A 17961-nucleotide genomic window follows, 5' to 3' on the forward strand; every position below is an offset into this window, starting at 1 on the left:
GTTCTTTGTCCGGTGTCAGCCCTTGACGGCGTAGGCGTCGCCAAAGCCCTTGGCCTTGATCTTTTTCAGGTTCGAGGTGCGCTCGGCGGCCGTTTTGGCCGGTCCTACGATCACGCGCCAGAAGGTTTTTCCCTTCGAGGTCTGCTTTTTCACCTGTGCCTTCAGACCCGCCGACTTCATCGTCTTGGCCGCAGATTTGGCATTTGCCTCGACGCTGAAAATGCCGATCTGGACATAAGGTTTTTCCAGCCCCGGATTGGTGGGCTTGGGTGCCGGGGCGGGCTTGGCCTTGGCTTCGGCCTTTTTAATCGCTTTTTCGGCCGATTTGATGGGATCCAGGGGTTTTTCTTCGATTTTCCCGTCGGCGGGGGCGGGTATTGCCTTGGCTTCTGGTTTGGGCTCGGCCTTTGGTTCAGGCTCAGGCGGCGTTTCTTCGATCTGTTCACGACGCAAAGCGGTCACGTTCAGCTGCACAGGCTTGCCGGCCAACACCCCCAAAGCCGCCGCCGCATCCGAAGACACCTGCAAACGCGGCCCCGGATTTTCGCGTTCGCGGCGGAACAACGCGCCGATAACGAATTTGTCATTGGTGGTGTTGCGAATGATCACGCGCTCGGGCTCGATCACGTCCGGATGCGCCACCCAGACCCCACCCAAAGAAGGCCGCCCGTCCCAAAGCCCGGCTTCGGTAACCTGAAACACATCAGGCGCTTCGACATCGCGTTCAATCAATTTCACGGAACGCGACGCTTTCGAGGAGGCGTCCCCATCGGGTTTGCTATTTAAAAACTGGAAGTTACCGTCTTCGCAGGCCGCCAAAGAGGTCATCACCCCTAGCACCAGCGCCACCCGCATCCCCGAGCGTTTCACCCCTGAAATCATGTTTCCCTGCCTATTGCCTGCTCTCGTGGTTCACCCACCATTGTCCCCGTGTACATGGCAGGCGCATCTTTCAGATGCCAAGCTGGCCGTGTACGTTGCGCGCAGTGTAGCGGGATGCCGATGTCAAGGAAAGTCCGGCTGCGACGCTCGGCGGATTTTCACAATTTGGCGCTTGAATGAATTGCAGGGTGCATTTGCGCGGAAATGGGCTTGAGCTTGGACGGGCTTCCAATTACCTCTGCACAACACTGCCCTAGAGACATTTGCAGGGCAGCAAACGGAAGCGTGGCCGAGTGGTTGAAGGCACTGGTCTTGAAAACCAGCAACGGGGAAACTCGTTCGTGGGTTCGAATCCCACCGCTTCCGCCATTAAACAACTTTGCATGTTATTTCCTCCTAACAGTTTGAAAGGAGTGGATAATTCCGGGGTTCGAAGTCCTGTTTTCCGGCTGTAGTTCAGGCGCTCTGTGAAGGCCAATCTCAGCACTGTGCGGCGTAGGGCCAGATGCCCATAACCCCATATTTTACAAGGGTTTGCGAGGAAAGCTTGGGCGAGTTCGAACAATTCGTCGAAGGTAGCCTTTGGTTTTGGCCCGGTTTCGAGCTTTTCCTGCAAAACGAGCTTTTCCCGTTCCATTTTCGCAATCCGCTTTTCATAGGCTGAGATCACCGATGGCGTGCTGGCCTCGACAATTCGGTCCAAGAGGCCGTCGATTTGCTTTTCGACCTTTGCAATGTCGCGCTTGAGCGTGGCGAACACGGCACCAGCACGCGCAATGCGTTGGTCCCATGCATTGGCAAACATCGCCGTTGCGGTCGTCAAAAGGCTCTGAGAGGGCTGCATGCCTTCCAGAAGCTCGACAAACTCACCTTCCAGCACATCGCGTCGAATGGACTTACGATAGCTCTCACAGCCCTTTGTGAAGCACATGTAATAAGGATGTTTCTTGCCCGTCTTGCTTTTGGACCAGTTTGCCGTGAGGGGATTGCCGCAATCGTCACAACAGATGAAGCCACGTAGCGGGAAGTCCTCATTGATATCCGAACGCGCAGGCGCACGCACAGAGCCGTTCAGGCGCTCTTGTATGGCGTTCCAAACCTTAAGGCTGACAAGCCCCTCGTGCTGCCCTTTGCGCAGCGTTACGTCCCATTCCGGCACTTCAATATGGCCCGCATAATGCGGACGACGCATCAGACGAATGACCTCTTCATAGCGCACTTCACCCCGCCCGTTCTTGGGGAACTCCGGGCAGGATTCGAGGAAACGCTTCACTTCGCCTTGGCTTTCAAAACGACCAGAGGCGAAGCCTTCAAGCGCTTCCTGCACGTAAGAGGCGTTTGGTTCGTCGCGGACCAGCAGTTTGCCATGACCGGAGACGCGCTCATATTTGAAGCCCACGGGCGCGTGGAACACCCAATATCCATTCATGGCGCGGGCGCGCATGCGGTTTTTGGTTTGCTCTCCATTCTTTTGCCGCTGGTGCTGTGACACCGAGGCCAGAAGGTTTTCGACCAGTACCGAATCCGAGTTGTCGCCAAATTCCAGCGAGGGGCTTTCCAGCTTGCCGCCTGCCTCGGCGATCAGGGCACGTAATTGCCAATGCACCTGCACATCACGCGAGAAACGGTTGATATCGTCGATAAGTACAACCGTGTCGTCTTTGCGTTTCTGCAAGAAGGCAATCAGCGCTTTCATGGCCGGGCGATCAATTGCGCCGCCAGTCATGTTGTCATGGAAGACTTCGATAATCTCATAGCCCCGGAATTTCGCGTGCTCACGGCAACGGGTTTCTTGACTGGCAAGGCCATCGCCCTTCTTTAGCTGGGCGACGGAGGACACCCGGCAGTAGATCACTGCCTTGGTGCCGCCCTTGGGGATGTTTTTCTTGTCACTCATGGTGTTGGCTCCTTCTGTTTGGGTTTGCGGTCATTAGCTTCTTGGACAGCCGCAGACTTTAACACGGCAGCTTCCAGCAGCATTTTGAGATCGAGATTTTGTCCACAGCTTTTTTGTTCAGCTTGCTGATGGGGATTCAGATCAAAACCAAGATCAACAAAGGCGACGATGATCTGCCACAGCGTTTCGATCAGTTCCCGCTTTTGCGCCTCTGGAATGTCCTGATATTCGAAATAGGGCAGCCAGTCCCGCCAATCGAAGGTCAACCCCGGCGTGTTGTTCGACGAATTGGAGGGTGGTTGGTCTTTGTTTTTGTTGGTGTCTGTTGGTGGGGTTGGACGGGACATGGTTACTCCTTCCTGCTCGGAAATACTCGACATTGTGGCCTGTTCCACGAATGCAATTCTACCATAGAGCGAATCTGAAATTCAAATTTCGCCATACTTTTTAGAAGATTACATGCCATGGCATGTGAGACCGGGACATCATCGCTCTCGCTTGATCAGATGTTGCTGGGATTGATTTGCGGTTTTGAACTGAGGGGCGAGTCCTGACTGGCGTTGCTCTAGCAATTGTTTGACCTCACGGTTTTCCTGCACATCGATCTTGGCCAAGGCCTGATGATGGGCGTAGTGCACACGCAGATGGGCTTGGCGTTCAATTTGATCCTTGTTGAAGCGATCCTGTCGCGTGGCTGACTGCGGTGCTGGATGGGTGTAGTGGCAAGCAGCACGTTCTTTCAGAACAGCCTCGCGGGCGTCGGCAAGCCTTGCAGGATACTCCTGTCGGAAACTTTCCTGTTCCCGCTGCCGCATCTGCGCGCTGTGTTGTTTGATATCCCGAAAGCGCTGCCAGTCCTGCGGTGTTTCAATCCGCTTGGCCGTTTCGCGCAAGGTCGCCTGTGCATAGGCGCTTTCCAATTGCTGCGCTATGGATTGGGTCATTGGAAGTCTCTTGAGAATATGATGCTGGGGTCAGCGCTGCGTTTTTCATCGACGACAATCCCATCGCCTTCGGACAAGAACCGGAGGATTGGGCAGTGTTCTCCGTCGCGCGCGATTTCCAAGTACACAATGCTTTCAGCATTGAAGCGGAGATATTCGCAGATGGATGAGAGCGGTGGCCTGTTCAGGAATTGAGCCGCGTTTCCAAGGCTCGCATTCGGCTTTTCAACGTCCGTCCAAGGGCCGATCAGGAGGCCGAGATACAGGTCTGAGGCTGCAAGCCACCACAGCACCGCGTAAGCCAGCGACAGCGCCAGAAAACTGATCCAAATGTCGAGATAAGGTGATTTCAAAAGTAAAGAGCGCGCGGTCATTGGACGTATCCCCACTGATTAGGTTTGTTCTGCAAGTTCTGTGCGTTGGTCTGGCTCATCTGTTCAGCTCCAAAACAAATCCGATCAGATCAGCATTCGAAGCACTGCGAACGACATGACCAACACCGGGCCGCGTCAGGCGCATAAAGGCGCAGTGTTGGCCGTCGGGAGGGAGGAGGATGACGGATGTGCGCTCCGCTTCGATACGGACATAGCGACATTGGCTGTACGTGCGGTCCCGACGCATAACCCGGAACGCTTCGCCCATGCTATGCGTGCCTGTGACCTCTTCCATCCAGCCACCCACATGCAGGTTTATGCTCCACTTGGGTATGATCCCGAGCGGCATCAGCCCGTGCAGTGTGAGCGGCACGAACAACCAAAGCCACATCGCGAGATATGGTCCTGCAAAAATGGATGGGCGTTTCATAGCTGGCCTCCTTTCTGCATGTTCAGTTTGAGGATGGGTTCAGGCGGCAGCACGCCGCCTTCCAACGGGTTAGGCGCGAGATCATGGCAGAAGGGTGCGATTTGGTTCTGCCCGAGTTTTCTGGCCCGCAGGAATCCGACGCCTTTGACGTGGATAAGCTGTTCATCCCGTCGCATGGCCATCAGTTCTGACGCGCTCATCTGCGCCTGACGGCCAAAGCTGTTGGACAAGCCGAGCTTTTCGGCATCAATCAAATCAGCATTGAAACTGCTTTCGATAGAAACCACTTGGCCCATGGCCTTGCTAACCCGTTCAGCTTCGTCAAAGCTGGAAAACCCGAACCATTGTTTGACAATGGCGTTGTCCTCGATGGTCTGGCATTCCCGTTCCCCGAATTTGCGCACGATCTCAGAGCGGCTTTGCGCGATGTTGTGCGCCTCGCCACCAAATCCCCGAATGGTGGTGAGCGCCTCGACAAAGCTCTTGAGCGGTGTGTTGGTGAACTCGTCGTTGAGAATGGCAAGCGGCCCAGCCTCACGGTAGAGCGCATCCAAGAAACCCATCAGATGCAGCGCAAAATAGGCGCTCATCCGGCTCATATATTCCTGTGGCCCGACGACAAAGATGACCGCGCGCTGTTTGATCAACCCGGCATGAGTTGAGCGCACACCGGCCCCCACATTCGCACCAGCGTCGTGAAGCTTGGACCCCACCGCAAAAATGTTGAGGGCTTTCAAGGCCGCTTCGCGATGCTGGGGAAAGTATTCTGTGCCGAAAAGCGCGGACACATTCTGGCCCAGCGTTCTGAGCCGTCCGGTTGCACTGTTTGCTTCCAGTTCAGCAGCCTGTTTCAGCAATTCAGGATTGGCCAGCATTGCCCAGACCCCACCCGGCGTGGCCAGATGCGGTGTGCGATGGATGAGGCTTTCCGCCGCAAAATCAATCAAGCCGCGTGGACCATCCCGCCAGAATTGGTTCTTGCTATCGCCATCGGGCGGATCAGCAGTCAGCGCGTGGGTGATTTTCTCGGAGGCAAAGACGGAGGTATCCGGCCTTGCACCGATCAGCGCCCCAAGCGGATTGAGCGTAATTTGGCCGCCAAGGTTTGACCGCACGCCCATATCGTCAATGACGGCAACCGGCACGCCGTAGGTTTGCAACATCGGCACGCATTGCGCAGCGATTTCACCATTCTTGCCATCCATCACCAGAACCGCAGGCCGGTTCGAAGAGGCGACCAGAGAAAAGAGCGACGGCATCAAACCACTCGTGGTCTTGCCGCTGCCATTGGCAGCAAGCAGCAAGGAATGTCCCTTGGGTGCCCACAGCGGCTCGCCTGCAAAGGTTGTACCGATCAGGCGCTGTCCCATTGGGTCGTGGCCCTGAAGCTGGGTTCTAAGATTTCTAAAGAACATCATCTGATCAGACCTCCTTTTTTGAGATCGTTGCGGTTGGCCATCCGGTCACTGCGAGGGGCGTGTCCGTATGTGTTGAACTTTGCGACTTCCCGATCCCGTTTGAGGTTGGTCGCAATCCGGCTGATGTTGCTGGTGAGAAGCGACCAGCAGATCAGCGCGCATAGGACAGAGAGGCCATAGAAGGCCCAGTGCATTGGACCCTCAAAATGTTGCGCGAGGTTGGTGTCCGAGGACCAGCAGGCGGTTGCCAGCCAGCCCCAGAAATAGGCCCATAGAAACCGCCAATTGACGCGGAACACGGTGCCAAATGTTGGGCGGGTATAGACCATCGGTTGATCCTCTTCTTAGAAGTTGAAGAAGCTGCCGGTCACGCGCACATCGTCTGCGCCCGCTGCGGTCAGCCAATCCCGCCAAATCGGGATCAGGCGTTCCTCAAGTCCGGCGGCGTTTTGATCCGCCCGCAATTGCCCAAGCCCTTGCATCTGGACAGAGCAGCCTTGAAGGAAGGGATGGGTTGGCGCAGGCAGGCCGATACGGCCATCAAGGAACCCTCTGCCTTGCACCTCATCCGACCATTCAATCCCATCGGTGAAGAGCATGATGGTGCTGTCGCCAGAGGCGCAGACCGGCTCCAAGGACCGAAAGAAAGACACGAGCGAGGTGCTGTTATCTGCCTGCAATTGGCCCGAGGACAGCAGGCCGGGGATCGCGCTGAGATAGCCACCAAAATCCGGCCCCATCCGCCTTGGGCTGGTTGCCCTCCGATTGGTGAGCGTGACCCGCACATCAATGGCCCGTTGCGCCAGACCCGCATCCCCCAATGAAACAAGCATCAAGTCATGAGGGAGGGTCTCCAGCCCCAGCACATAGTCAGTCACGTAGCGGCCAGCTTCATTTGCTGAATGCTGCTCCGTGCTGAATGTACTGGAGCCAGAGATATCCACGCCGATGATTGTGCGTTCTGCCGCTTGGGTAGAGGCTGGAAGAGCGAACAGAGACATACACAATGCAACGGCGGCGGATTTCAGTTTGTTCAGATTAAAGGCTTTCATTTCTTGTCTCCTTGATCGGGATTGGCATTCAGGACGCGCAGGATGTGATCAGTGCTTGTGACGGCGATTTGCGCGGTCATGTGTTGGAGGAATTCGGGTTCCGTGCTGAACCGAGCGGGCAAGGTCTCTGCGCCTTTGTCGCGGGCGACATGCGCCAAGGGACCGTCGGCTTTTAGCGGATCAAACTTGCGATCTGCGGCGACGAGCTTGGCCCTCGCAACCTCTTGGCAAAGCTGCCCGGCTTCCCGCGCAAAGCGCTGCTTGAGGTTCTTCGGTGCGGCAAGTTTCGCTGCCTTTTCTGCACAGAACAGATGATGCAGTTCTTTGACGTGGACCTGAATCTCATTGATCTTGGCGACTGCTGCTTTGCCCGCCAAAGGCGGTTTGGTGATCGTTGCCCAACCTTGCAAAACCCGGCCCAGGCAGAAGCTTGCAAAATAGACCGAGATGACCATGCCAAAGCTCAGGCCCAGAAAGAGCAGGATGTTCGGTATTGCGCCAAAGCCGTTTTCATTTGCCGCCCCGGTGGTCGCATTGGGATCAAACAGTGTTTGACCACCCAACATGCCGCTGGGACCACTGGCATAGTCAGCCATCGCGTCCTGACCGGCCTGCCAAGCCGAAAAGCCAACCATGCTGGAAATGCCCAAGACGAAGAGCAAAATCCCGACGCTAGCCAAACGGTTCATCCAAGCTTGCGTGAGCCAATCACCGTCACGATGCTTTTGCACATGCGCCGCACCGATCACGACCGGCACAAGCAGGCCGAAGGCCGCGCCCGAGACAACATGGCCCAGAACTTCGACTTGCAAGAGCGAGAACATCATCGCCGCCATGCCGGTTTCCAGTGCCAAAACGGCCCCGAAAAGGATCAAGCAGATCAGGGTTTCGGCTATGGCCGCGCGTCTGCGCGCCGCATCTTGCTGAAGATTGCCCTTTGCTTGGGACAGCACTTTTGTCGCGTGCTGCAAATGCTGCGGGGTGAGAGCAGGAAAGATATCCATCAAACAAGCTCCTCTTCGTCAGGAGACAAAACGCTGTCGAGCAAGTCCGGTGCGATGATCTGCAAATCCGCGATCCCGCCGAGAATATCGGCATAGAGCGCGGCCATTTCGGCTTGCCGAGCGTGGAACGGCGCGGCCAATTCATCGCAGTAGTGATCAAAGGCGACACCAAGCGCCTCGTCAGAGGGCGCGAGGCAGTTTTTGTCCATGGGCAGGACAATCAAATCCTTCCAATTCGGCGGATTGACCGTCATATCAGGCATGCCGTCTTCGTCATGCTCGTCAGACAAAAATGGACTGTGTTTGAAGAGGTTCATGTTGTTACTCCAAAAGCGGTTGCGATCTGGAGGAATCATGGCGAAAACAGCGAAAAATCGTCACCAGCAAAAACTGCGTTTTGATGAGTTTAGGTTTTTTGCAGCAAGGAAGTTATTGTGATCCGTCTCTATGCACCTGATTTTAAGAAGAAATTGGACCTTCTCGCACGGCATGCTGGTTTCAAGAACATCGCTGCTATTGCCGATGAAATGGACGTGAAGGAATCCACGTTGCGATCATGGACGGTGCCCCATACAGGTCGAAAGGAAGGTACAATCTCAAAGAAAGGACGTGAGCCAGTCATTCGTCTTTTTTGCGCGCACTTACCTCACCTGTCTGAGGCAGCAGTAATCGATTTGCTTGAAGGTCCTATCAACGATATGGAGATCGCATTCTTCACAACATTTAAGCGAGGTCTGGCTGAGTTCATTGACCGAAAAGCATCATTCGATGGAATGCGGCTAGTTGTTGATTTGGAAGAGACCTCCCCAGCCGCCGTCAAGTGCCGCGCGTTACGTGAAGAGCGAGAAAAACTCAAAAGGATATCTGGTAAATTGATGGTCACGCTAAAATTGGCGACCGTCATTGAACCCGATGAGTTTGTGCCGCTTGGCGCAGATTTTCGGATCGAATTCCCAATGGCTCGACGCGCGAAGCACTTCGTCGGATTGCAACAAAACTCGCAGGGATGGGCCGTGGTGCCAGCCGCGCCTTTGAAAGACGGCAAAGCGATTTACATGCCCCAGCCCCTTCAAAATGGGGAACTCGACGTCATGGCTGAAAACCATGATCATGGCGGAAACCGTTTCACGCTCATCCAATCCATGACGGCGTTCCCGGAGTTCATCTACGCAAATCTGATGGACTGTATTCCACTTAGCCGCACCGAGATCGGGTTTCTGACACGGTATCTGAGTGAACTTCCCAAAGCTGACCTCACCATTCACGCGATAGACATCGAGTTCGTCGGGCACCTAGACACTGCAACTGGTGGCGATTAATTCTCAGTTTTCAATGGTCCTATTGAACACATACTCACCGCCGTTCCACGTCCAGAGCGCATAGGGCTGGTTCACGCCCCGCACATTGCGAAGAACGATGTTTGGCCATCCATCAACCCGTTGTCCAATGTCAAAACTGACGGTGGCACCTGACACCAGCCAGAGTATCTGCTGCCAGTCCCGACCCGGAGGTCTGGCGAACACGACCGTTCCGAACTGAGAAATTCCAAAATGGAAATTGGACGGGCCGACATCTGTTTTGAGGAACTGCCAACCATCGTCTAGCCTGACCGTCCAAGCGCCGATCACGTCTATGTCTGGCTTGCTTGCCTCTTGGCGCATGGTTTGCAACCGATCCGCCAGCAATCGCTGCGCAAGTGCGACGGCATCGGACGTGCTTTCACCAGCAGGGCCAAAAAACCTCTGCGGCGTGTTTTGCGGCGTCGGATAGGCACAAGCCGCTTCGACCGCACTTAGGGCACGGGATGACCCACGCAGGGAAAATGTCGCGCGGTATTGCGCGATTCCGCTGGGATAGGCAATTTCAACGCGAGAGCCAGATTTCATCGCCGCAATGATGGGCTGGTTCAGCCCCAAACCAACATCGCCAAGGCCAAACCGATCAATGGGCGCGGTATATTCGGTTCCGTCCACCGTGATCGTCGATGCCGTGCCACCTTCGTTGGGAGCGGCGGCGGAAAACACAAACATGTACCAGTCACCCAAATGGCAGATGACTTCAAAGCCACCAATACGAGGAGACCCGGTTGCATCCCCCGCGATTGATGGCGGTGCTGTCGCTCGATCCCCGCTATGCGTCCATGATTGAGCGAAAGCCGGAAGAGCCAAAAGGGAAACCAAAGCTGAAAGAACCAATCGGCTCATGCGAATCCTCCTCAGAAAACGTGCTCTCTCAGGCTGCCTTAGGGACCGAAAGATCGGCCAGATACTGAGCCAGATACTGTGCCTCATCCTTGCTTAGGAAAGCGGCAACCACGCTCCTTGAACCTGCGTGGGCAATCTCAACCGAAAAGTCGCTGCCACTCCGCACGATATGAATTCCAATCAGCGCTGACTGTCCGGCAATTTCTCCAACAGCCTTTGTTCCCGCACCAACGACAGATGCTGCTGCAAAGGCGGTTCCGGTCGCGCCAGTGCCTCCTACGAAAATGTCTCTTTCAGTTCGTTTCGGCGATACTGCAAAACTCTCGTCGTTCGCGGAACGCACAACTATCTCTGTTACTTCGGCAAAAGGGATGGAGCTTGCGGTGTTCTCACCGAATTCAAAAGCCGTCTGGGTCGCTTCAAGGGTAACAACCGATTGGGTGGTCAAACTTGACACATAGGGAAATACACCGAAGGCAGTCGCAAAGGCACAAACGAGGAACCCTAACACACCCAGCAAGGTCATAGCGCCAAGACCAGAGTTCATCCCCACTACAGCACAAACAGCCGAAAGTACCGTTAGCCCAAGAAGTGTGAAAAACCGTTTTGCTCTTCGCCCGGTTCCTTGGCGTACACGCAGCTGGTAGCCGCTTGCTGTTTCTTCCACTTGAAACCAATCTGCCATTGATTCTCGATGGGCATTGAACAGGTTGCGCGCGCCCCAAAAGAGCAGCGCATTAGCCGTCGAGAAGAACAGAACAGAGTAGATGATATCACCACGAAACAGAGCAGAGGTTGTTCCATAGGAGATGATCGCCGTTGCGATTGTTGCTCCCAGCAACATGCCCAACGTCAATGAGGTGTTCCTATGTTTTGGCTTGCGCCGCCCTTCGCGGATGCCCCAATAGACAAAAAACGCGGGCGTTACGACCAAATAAAACAGCCGGAAATAGAGTGGCAAAAGCAATATTTAATCCCCCAATAAAATGCCCCAATCCCAGTCATCCCAAAAAAGAAAAAGCCGTTCATAAAGAGCGGGCACATGCATACTAAGTGACGGCACTCGGTGTGGTTTTCTCCAGTTTCAGCCTACTAGAACCTCTCGCCAAAGCGCTGTCGATATAGAGAATTCTATATAATGGTGTCGTTTAAGGCTCGATCCAGCCACTGCGGATCGCCATGGCAAGCGCCTGTTCTTTGGTACGTACACCCAGCTTTGCCCGCAGATTGGAAAGATACAAATTGACGGCTGAATCGCTGATCGTGAGCATGTCCGCAATATCACCCAAACGATGACCAGAAGCCAAAAGCTGCAAAATCTCAGCCTGCCTTGGAGACAACGGCGACGGATCATTGGGTTTGGTTTCAAATCTGAGCATGTGCGAATATGCTGCGTGAGCAGCGACGGCGAATATTCCGCCACTATGTTCAAACCTCGTGAGAAGCTGCTTTCCCGAGTCTTCAAAACCAATCCCAACTCCTGCGCCACTGTATGTGTTGTCGGCATTTGGCATTGAAAACGTAACGGATGATCTCTGACGGAAGTCTTCAAACCGTGCGTGGATGGTTCTTGTTCCTACCTCTGTTGGTGCGACGGCCAAATGTTCAAAATCCAACCCCCAGAAATTCCGGGGAACACCAGCCCTGACTGGTTCAACTATATGGTTGCGTTGCCGTAGAGCCGCGCGCCCTTCTTCCTGCGTGTAGGCCGCTGGAAGCGTTGACACACTCTGCTTTTCAGGAGCCGTGCCAAAAAACGTATGCACGACGCATGCACCCGCACGCTGCGCGAACCTTATGAAGGTTTGGCCAGCTTTTTCTGTGCTGGAAGACGCCAGCAAATTTGTCATGAAATCGGATAGTTCAGCATTCATTTGGATGTGCTTTGAGAGAATATGAGCAAAGGATTAGGCACCAAAAATAATACTCGATGGGCAGGCGAACAGGTAGGAAAAAGCCGCTCAGCGGCAATATTGGTGCAAGCTGAAACCCCGACAAACATTGCAACTTTTTCACAAAACTTGGCATTCCGCCGTAGGGCGCAGAACGGCTTAGTTTGAGTTGGGTTCAGATCGGATTCGTTGTCATAAGAGCCTTGACGGTACGGCAGAAATCAAGCTATGCCAAGTTTTGTGAAAATCTTGGCATAGCAAGTCGAAAGAAATATAGGCGTAAAAACATAACCTTACATTCCCTTCTGAGCAGCCGAGCAGAGAGGAAAGCCTACGCCATGCCAGCACCACGCAACACCAACCGCCCGCGCAAAGGATCGTCGATCAAATTCGAACCGATCCGCGATTTAGAGGCGATTGCTCGGATCAAGCGACTGCTTGAAGACCAGCCACGTAATCTCTGTCTGTTCACATTCGGGATCAACACAGCTTATCGCGCAGGTGAAATCCTGTCGTTCAAGGTGGGGCATGTGGCCCATGTCAAAGCCGGAGACCGCTTGGAACTCAAACAACCCAAGAACCGCAAGTATCGCGCGATCACGGTCAACCGCGCGGTTGCTGATGGTCTTGCCTTGTGGCTAGCGCATCATCCTGATCCAGTAGCGGGCGCGCCACTGTTCATGTCTCAGAAAACCGGCGCTGCGCTGTCGGTTTCTGCGGTCCACAAGCTGATCAAACGCTGGTGCAATAAAATCGATCTAAAGGGAAACTACGGTTCGCATACCATGCGCAAGACGTGGGGCTACCATCAACGGGTTCAAAAGGACACGCCCATTCCCTTACTCATGGAAGCGTTCGGCCACAGCACGCAGGCTCAGACACTTGAGTACCTGTGTATTCAGGAGGCTGAGATACAGGATTTGTATGGGTTGGAGCTCTAAAAGAGACAAAACCCCATCATAGTCGAAAGTATCTGGCCAAGCTGTGATATCCGGCTTCTTCGTAGGCTTTTGCAACCTTCGACGCATTTCTGACTGCCGGTCGAGCCGACACCAAATCGTTAGAAACCGTCATGAACAATTCAGCGAGTTTATCTGCCAAAGTGTTGGTGCTTCTTGATCTGTCTTCGTGGCTGGCTTGGGCGAACTCAATGATAAGTGAAAAACACTCTTCGACCAATGGGCCACCACGATTTGCAATTCTTTCGTCCCAATTTTCATCATCTGTTATGTCCATCGCTTGATTGATAAACTCCAGACTTATGCGCTTTAAGTCTTCTTGTGTGATACTGCACCTCCTTGTTAAAAAAAAAGAGAAAAACTACCACAACAGTGTTTTGTTTGTCAAATTTCTACATCCCCAACCGCCATACACAGCGGCTAGCCTTGAAAATGAACTTACGTGCCATTTGCCAAGAATGCTGCGCAATGCAGGCTTTGATAACAGAAACTGTTTCCAAGATGCTGTCCAAGTTTGGCGTTTGTCTCCAACAACGTACAATTTGACCAAGTAAGGTAGTGGCAGCCCCTTTTGCCAAGCAAGTCAACAAATCAGAAGGAAAAGCGTCAAGTAGTTCCTCAATTAAAACACTGTCATCCGGTTCATTCGCGTCCAATGGCCCATCACCGCTATCTTCGGCTTCAATTTCAGGGAGTTCACCTATACCAACGGTCACGGGTTCCCCGCCATTCGCCGATATTTTGATTGTCCTTTGTTCTACATTAAGAGAAATCTTAACGATGATCGACGCCTGTCTTTCGCCGTCTGGACCCAAACAAAACGCCCTGACTTCATAGACTTGATCTTGGAGAGATAGCAGTTCGTCCTCAGACATTGAAACGTGGTATTCTCGTTCACCAACGCGAAAGCTTTCGCTGATCAAAACGCTCAAACTTGATACCTCCAAGCTAGGTTAAAAGTGTGCTATAGCCTGTTATACAGTCAAAGCTTATATGTGTCCTGAAAAAGAACTGAAAAGTGTTGTTCTGTCGACCGCCATTTCAGCATCACTGTCCTGTGACCTCTAGTTCTATTAGCTGGAGAGAAAGACTTCTTTGGAGCTTGTACTACTCATGTCAAATGGGCGAAGCTTGTTTCAAATGCGTTGCGCTCACAGGCGAACGCAAGTTGTGCGCTAACGAGCGAAGGCGAGCGAAGGCAAGCTGTGTTTTGTATTACAAAACGCTCGCAAAGGGGACATCCTGCCCCCGTTTGATCCCCCGGTAAGATGCGGGCCTTGGATAAGACCCGGCTTCACCAAACCTGCCACAGGGCTTGTTCGGTTTCTTCGATGGCAATCAGCGCTTTGCGTCGTGCTTCGAGATTGCTTTCAGCTCGCGCCAAATCTCGATGTGCCTTGCGCAAACGCCCCAAAAGGACATCGCGGCGATGGTTGGCTGGTACGAATGCTGTTCGAAGTTTTGGCATATTGCGGTCTCCTTTGCTTGGCGTTGGTGGGGAGACAGGATTCGACAACAGATTTGCTGATGCACCCATTCTTGGGCTGCAACATCGAGAAAGACTTGGGAACGGCAATTTGCCGAGCAAGTTGCATCAGCAGAGGGGCTGTCGATACGGTCAGATCAACAACCCACAGCAAAGGCAGAACGGCGACAATGCGACATACGCAGGTATGACGCAGGCGTAGCGTCTACGACGCTTGGGAACCCCAAGATCAGCTTACATCACATCCGGCGACGCTGGCGCTGTGCGTCAATCATCTTCCGCCATGACAAGCATGGTCTCCCGAGAAGACAATTGACCCATCCCCGGAATGTGACCGAGACGTCCAAATCATGTCGCCCACCTGAGAAGGTTGGGCGGCATTTTTGATTGGATTTTCGTTTGGACGCTCGCCGCTGGGCAAGGGTTCAAGCGCGAGGTTGAAGAAGAGATTTTGAGACTTCGTCGCTTTTAACCAGATACGAAAGCGAGACCAAAATGACGATTGCACTTCATGCCCAACCCTATGACATCAGCGCCACTGGATTTTACTTTGAATCAGCCGAAGAGTACGAGGCCAAGGCGCAAAACCTTCGGAATGCATACGGTGATGAGGTCGAAGAGTTTGAAATTCAGTTCATTGATGGTGAGCGTATCGACTGCCAACTGGCCAAGGCCATCGGCCTCAACCAAGCCAATTTCCGGGATTTTCTTGAATGTGCGGAGGCGTGGGAAGACTGGCAGAAGATCAACGTGATCATAGCCGTGGGCGAATGCGGTTATGACTTCGACCCGTAGGTCGATCCCGACCATCACGGCGTTGACGTGTATCACGTCGATAGCGTGCGCGAGTTGGCGGAGCAATTTGTTGAAGATGGTTTGTTTGGCGACATCCCCGAGCAGCTACAGTTTTACATCGACTATGACGCCATCGCGCGTGACTTGGCGGTTGAATATTCTGAAATCGACGTAGCTGACGAACGGTTGGTCTATCGGGCGAGTTGAAATGCCCCAATGCCATGGGTCCAATGAAAGTGAGCACGCACTTTAGTTTCGTTCAGGCTTAGTCACTACAAAATGTCGTATGCATGGATTGACGCTATACAACATCAGGCGCTAAAATTCATCGCGAAGCTGCAATAGTCTGAATATGTTCAAGAAAGTACCCTTCGTTGAACATGTTTTCCGCGCTTCACAAAAACAAGCAGAACAGGATAGAAATTGACAAAGGCACATGTTCCAGTTGATCGGCGGTTTGCGAAGCCTAGCGAAGAGGAGCTAAGGGATTTCGACTACCAGAGATATCTGGGATCATATTACGCATGCAAGACGAGCAGCTGGGATGATATCCTAAAGTGCAAACGGGCGATCATCCTTGGTGAAGGGCGGTCAGGTAAGACCCATGAATTCAAGCAACAAGCGGCGCACCTTAGAGCCGAAGGTCGTTGCAGTGTCTTCATACCTCTCGAAAGACTTCATGACAGCACCATAGAGGATGCAATTTCGCCCTCCGACGAAAGAGCGCTTGATGAGTGGTTAAGTTTAAAATCAGAGGATGAAGCGTGGTTTTTTCTTGACGCAGTGGATGAGCTAAAACTTCGTGATGGAAGCTTCCGAAACGCGTTGCGAAATTTAGGCCGGAAAATCGAGGGGAAGAGCAATCTCGCGCATCTCATTGTCTCGTGCCGCCCAGCCGATTGGCGGCAGCAAATAGACGCGACAGATTTCAACGAGCTATTTCCGATAGCTTCCGAAAACGAGAGAGTCATTGCGCCTCCGCCAAAGAAGTTTTTTCGTTCGACCTTAACCAGAGGTGAAGGTGAGGATCAAAGCCAGCAATCAGAGAAGCCAGAGGCGGCACCACAAACGCTTGCGATTTATGCACTTTTGCCTCTGACCCCAACCCAAGTTGCTGACTTTGCGGAGGTGCTTGATCCTGTTTCCTCGAAGGGGTTCAAGGAACAAATTGAAAAAACAGAAACGTGGCCGCTTTTTCAAACGCCATCGGACGTCATTGATGGCATTGCTCTAATGCGTTCGAAAGGGCGATTGGGATCGCTTGAGGAACAAAAAAGTGCGGGCATTTCGCTCAAACTTGCCGAACGCCCAGAACGCCCCGGTAGACCAAGCCTGTCTAATGCCCGTGCCCTTGATGGTGCTGAGCGTTTGGCATTGGCCCTAACTCTCACCAAGCGACGGACCTTGCAAATTGATCGTACTGAACAGAGTGACGGTGCCTTGTGCGTTACTGACGTTTTGACAGACTGGTCTGCGTCAGAGCAGCAAGAACTGTTAAGTCGACCACTTTTTGACCCGTCTGGTGTGAACGCCGTTCGCTTTCATCATAGATCAACGTCAGAATTTCTAGCCGCCAAGCGCATTTCGAACAAACTCAAGAATGGTTTGCCTTGGCGAGAATTGAAGCCACTGCTTTTCAGCGACCTTTGGGGCGAAAGGATAATCCGGCCATACATTGAACCAATTGCCGCATGGTTGGCCCTTTGGCACAACGAAGTGTTTGTTGAGGTTCGAGCAAGAAAGCCCCAGCTTCTGTTTCAACAAGGTCTTCCATATTCGATGCCGATCAGTATGCGAGAAGACCTTCTTAGTGCCTTTGTTGACAAGTATAGCAACAGCGATTGGCGTAGTGTCGGGGTTCGCATACAGGATGTGGCCCGATTGGGGCACCCCGACTTAGCGGCCACAATTCGCAACCTTTGGGAGCAGGCGAAGACCGGAAGTGATACCCTTGAGCTACTGCTTGAACTTATTCTTTTCACGCCAATACCGGATTGTGTTGATCTCGGTTTTGAGGTGGCTCTGGATGATGGTGCTGAGTACCAACACCGTGTTTACGCAGCACGCATTGTTCTGGAGCTAGGGACGCTGGATGAAAGGAAACGCCTAGGGGTGGACATTCTGGGCAAGGACTGGGGCGACGACATCGTTCGCACTCTTATTCCTTACCTGTCGCCCGATGCCGTTGACCTCAGTTCATTTGTCGAACTTGCGTGCCGAACCCAAGAAGCCCCAAACACTGTTCATGGGCTGAACTACTCTCTCTATGGCACCCTGAAAAAACCAGAATTGCCCGCGACGGGTGTGCGCGAATTGACTCACGCACTAGCTAGTTCGATTTGGGAAAACCGCTTAGAGGGAGCAAAAACCTTTCAAGCACATTCAAAGTACGATCACTTTACTGACGCGGTATTGTCTGGATGCGCCCGCGAAGCGGCTCTTCCCACAGACCAACTGCCGTTGGATTGGGTTTGGGATGCTATGATCGCACTCCACTTTGGTGAGCGGAAGCAGAGCATTATCGCTGCGGATGAGACAAAAATCTGTGAACCGGCATGCAAGATTGACCCCTGTATTGGGGTAATCGGCGTCCAAAAGTGACCCCCCTGATATTTCTGTTCAGA

The 17961-nt window shown here is 53.2% G+C and carries 21 protein-coding genes, 1 tRNA gene and 1 pseudogene; 6 read left to right on the plus strand and 17 right to left on the minus strand.

What is annotated here, in order from left to right; genetic code table 11:
- Window positions 1-15 precede the first annotated feature (15 nt).
- Complete coding sequence (locus ACXADQ_RS09750) at window positions 16-882, minus strand: SPOR domain-containing protein (RefSeq protein ID WP_475319578.1); 867 nt, start codon at window positions 880-882, stop codon at window positions 16-18.
- 279 nt (window positions 883-1161) lie between these two features.
- Between ACXADQ_RS09750 and ACXADQ_RS09755 the strand changes: the two genes are divergently transcribed.
- Window positions 1162-1251 (plus strand) — tRNA-Ser (locus tag ACXADQ_RS09755).
- A 493-nt stretch (window positions 1252-1744) separates the two neighbouring features.
- Here ACXADQ_RS09755 and ACXADQ_RS09760 read toward each other — a convergent pair.
- From ACXADQ_RS09760 to ACXADQ_RS09805, 10 genes and pseudogenes are all read right to left on the minus strand, one after another.
- A pseudogene (locus ACXADQ_RS09760) lies at window positions 1745-2779 on the minus strand (recombinase family protein); the annotation flags it as partial.
- Window positions 2776-3126, minus strand: a complete 351-nt coding sequence (locus ACXADQ_RS09765) for a hypothetical protein (protein ID WP_475319580.1) — start codon at window positions 3124-3126, stop codon at window positions 2776-2778. The gene ACXADQ_RS09765 and the pseudogene ACXADQ_RS09760, both read right to left, overlap by 4 nt.
- 138 nt (window positions 3127-3264) lie before the next feature.
- Window positions 3265-3723 (minus strand): hypothetical protein, encoded by a 459-nt coding sequence (locus tag ACXADQ_RS09770; RefSeq protein ID WP_475319583.1) that lies wholly within the window; start codon window positions 3721-3723, stop codon window positions 3265-3267.
- A complete protein-coding gene (locus tag ACXADQ_RS09775; protein ID WP_475319585.1) occupies window positions 3720-4097 on the minus strand; it encodes a hypothetical protein in 378 nt (125 codons plus the stop codon). The genes ACXADQ_RS09770 and ACXADQ_RS09775 overlap by 4 nt, the downstream gene beginning before the upstream one ends.
- 55 nt (window positions 4098-4152) lie before the next feature.
- Complete coding sequence (locus ACXADQ_RS09780; RefSeq protein WP_475319587.1) at window positions 4153-4527, minus strand: hypothetical protein; 375 nt, start codon at window positions 4525-4527, stop codon at window positions 4153-4155.
- Window positions 4524-5897 carry a type IV secretory system conjugative DNA transfer family protein gene (locus ACXADQ_RS09785; RefSeq protein ID WP_475319589.1) on the minus strand — a complete coding sequence of 458 codons (1374 nt, stop codon included), beginning with the start codon at window positions 5895-5897 and terminating at the stop codon, window positions 4524-4526. The genes ACXADQ_RS09780 and ACXADQ_RS09785 overlap by 4 nt, the downstream gene beginning before the upstream one ends.
- A gap of 44 nt (window positions 5898-5941) precedes the next feature.
- Window positions 5942-6274, minus strand: coding sequence for a hypothetical protein (locus tag ACXADQ_RS09790; RefSeq protein WP_475319591.1), 333 nt, complete (start codon window positions 6272-6274; stop codon window positions 5942-5944).
- Window positions 6275-6289: 15 nt separating this feature from the next.
- The gene (locus ACXADQ_RS09795; RefSeq protein ID WP_475319593.1) at window positions 6290-6997 is read right to left on the minus strand and encodes a hypothetical protein; all 708 of its coding nucleotides are present in this window, start codon (window positions 6995-6997) and stop codon (window positions 6290-6292) included.
- On the minus strand, window positions 6994-8001 hold the full coding sequence (locus ACXADQ_RS09800; protein WP_475319597.1) for a hypothetical protein: 1008 nt from the start codon (window positions 7999-8001) through the stop codon (window positions 6994-6996). Before ACXADQ_RS09800 ends, ACXADQ_RS09795 begins: the two co-directional genes overlap by 4 nt.
- Complete coding sequence (locus tag ACXADQ_RS09805; RefSeq protein ID WP_475319600.1) at window positions 8001-8318, minus strand: hypothetical protein; 318 nt, start codon at window positions 8316-8318, stop codon at window positions 8001-8003. The genes ACXADQ_RS09800 and ACXADQ_RS09805 overlap by 1 nt, the downstream gene beginning before the upstream one ends.
- Window positions 8319-8435: 117 nt before the next feature.
- Between ACXADQ_RS09805 and ACXADQ_RS09810 the strand changes: the two genes are divergently transcribed.
- A complete protein-coding gene (locus tag ACXADQ_RS09810; RefSeq protein ID WP_475319602.1) occupies window positions 8436-9320 on the plus strand; it encodes a hypothetical protein in 885 nt (294 codons plus the stop codon).
- 3 nt (window positions 9321-9323) lie between these two features.
- On the opposite strand, the gene ACXADQ_RS09815 is transcribed toward ACXADQ_RS09810, so the two are convergent.
- The 3 genes from ACXADQ_RS09815 to ACXADQ_RS09825 form a co-directional block, all read right to left on the minus strand.
- Entirely contained in the window at window positions 9324-10205 is an 882-nt protein-coding gene (locus ACXADQ_RS09815) for a hypothetical protein (RefSeq protein ID WP_475319604.1), read from the minus strand.
- 28 nt (window positions 10206-10233) lie between these two features.
- Window positions 10234-11172 carry a hypothetical protein gene (locus tag ACXADQ_RS09820; protein ID WP_475319607.1) on the minus strand — a complete coding sequence of 313 codons (939 nt, stop codon included), beginning with the start codon at window positions 11170-11172 and terminating at the stop codon, window positions 10234-10236.
- Window positions 11173-11353: 181 nt separating this feature from the next.
- A complete protein-coding gene (locus ACXADQ_RS09825; RefSeq protein ID WP_475319610.1) occupies window positions 11354-12079 on the minus strand; it encodes a helix-turn-helix transcriptional regulator in 726 nt (241 codons plus the stop codon).
- 356 nt (window positions 12080-12435) lie between these two features.
- On the opposite strand from ACXADQ_RS09825, the gene ACXADQ_RS09830 reads away from it, so the two are divergent.
- Window positions 12436-13038 carry a tyrosine-type recombinase/integrase gene (locus ACXADQ_RS09830; RefSeq protein ID WP_475319613.1) on the plus strand — a complete coding sequence of 201 codons (603 nt, stop codon included), beginning with the start codon at window positions 12436-12438 and terminating at the stop codon, window positions 13036-13038.
- Between the two features lie 16 nt (window positions 13039-13054).
- Here ACXADQ_RS09830 and ACXADQ_RS09835 read toward each other — a convergent pair whose 3' ends face one another.
- The 3 genes from ACXADQ_RS09835 to ACXADQ_RS09845 all read right to left on the minus strand — a co-directional run bounded on the left by ACXADQ_RS09835 (window position 13055) and on the right by ACXADQ_RS09845 (window position 14593).
- Complete coding sequence (locus ACXADQ_RS09835) at window positions 13055-13333, minus strand: hypothetical protein (RefSeq protein WP_475319616.1); 279 nt, start codon at window positions 13331-13333, stop codon at window positions 13055-13057.
- 115 nt (window positions 13334-13448) lie between these two features.
- A complete protein-coding gene (locus ACXADQ_RS09840) occupies window positions 13449-13988 on the minus strand; it encodes a hypothetical protein (RefSeq protein WP_475319620.1) in 540 nt (179 codons plus the stop codon).
- A 362-nt stretch (window positions 13989-14350) separates the two neighbouring features.
- Window positions 14351-14593, minus strand: a complete 243-nt coding sequence (locus ACXADQ_RS09845) for a hypothetical protein (RefSeq protein WP_475319623.1) — start codon at window positions 14591-14593, stop codon at window positions 14351-14353.
- Between the two features lie 444 nt (window positions 14594-15037).
- Here ACXADQ_RS09845 and ACXADQ_RS09850 point away from each other — a divergent pair, with 444 nt between their 5' ends.
- The 3 genes from ACXADQ_RS09850 (at window position 15038) to ACXADQ_RS09860 (ending at window position 17938) form a co-directional block, all read left to right on the plus strand.
- Window positions 15038-15337, plus strand: coding sequence for a hypothetical protein (locus ACXADQ_RS09850; protein WP_475319626.1), 300 nt, complete (start codon window positions 15038-15040; stop codon window positions 15335-15337).
- 27 nt (window positions 15338-15364) lie between these two features.
- Window positions 15365-15544, plus strand: a complete 180-nt coding sequence (locus ACXADQ_RS09855; RefSeq protein WP_475319629.1) for an antirestriction protein ArdA — start codon at window positions 15365-15367, stop codon at window positions 15542-15544.
- Between the two features lie 216 nt (window positions 15545-15760).
- On the plus strand, window positions 15761-17938 hold the full coding sequence (locus tag ACXADQ_RS09860; RefSeq protein ID WP_475319633.1) for an NACHT domain-containing protein: 2178 nt from the start codon (window positions 15761-15763) through the stop codon (window positions 17936-17938).
- Window positions 17939-17961 lie beyond the last annotated feature (23 nt).

Source organism: Thalassovita sp. ABM4_323 (assembly GCF_056158665.1).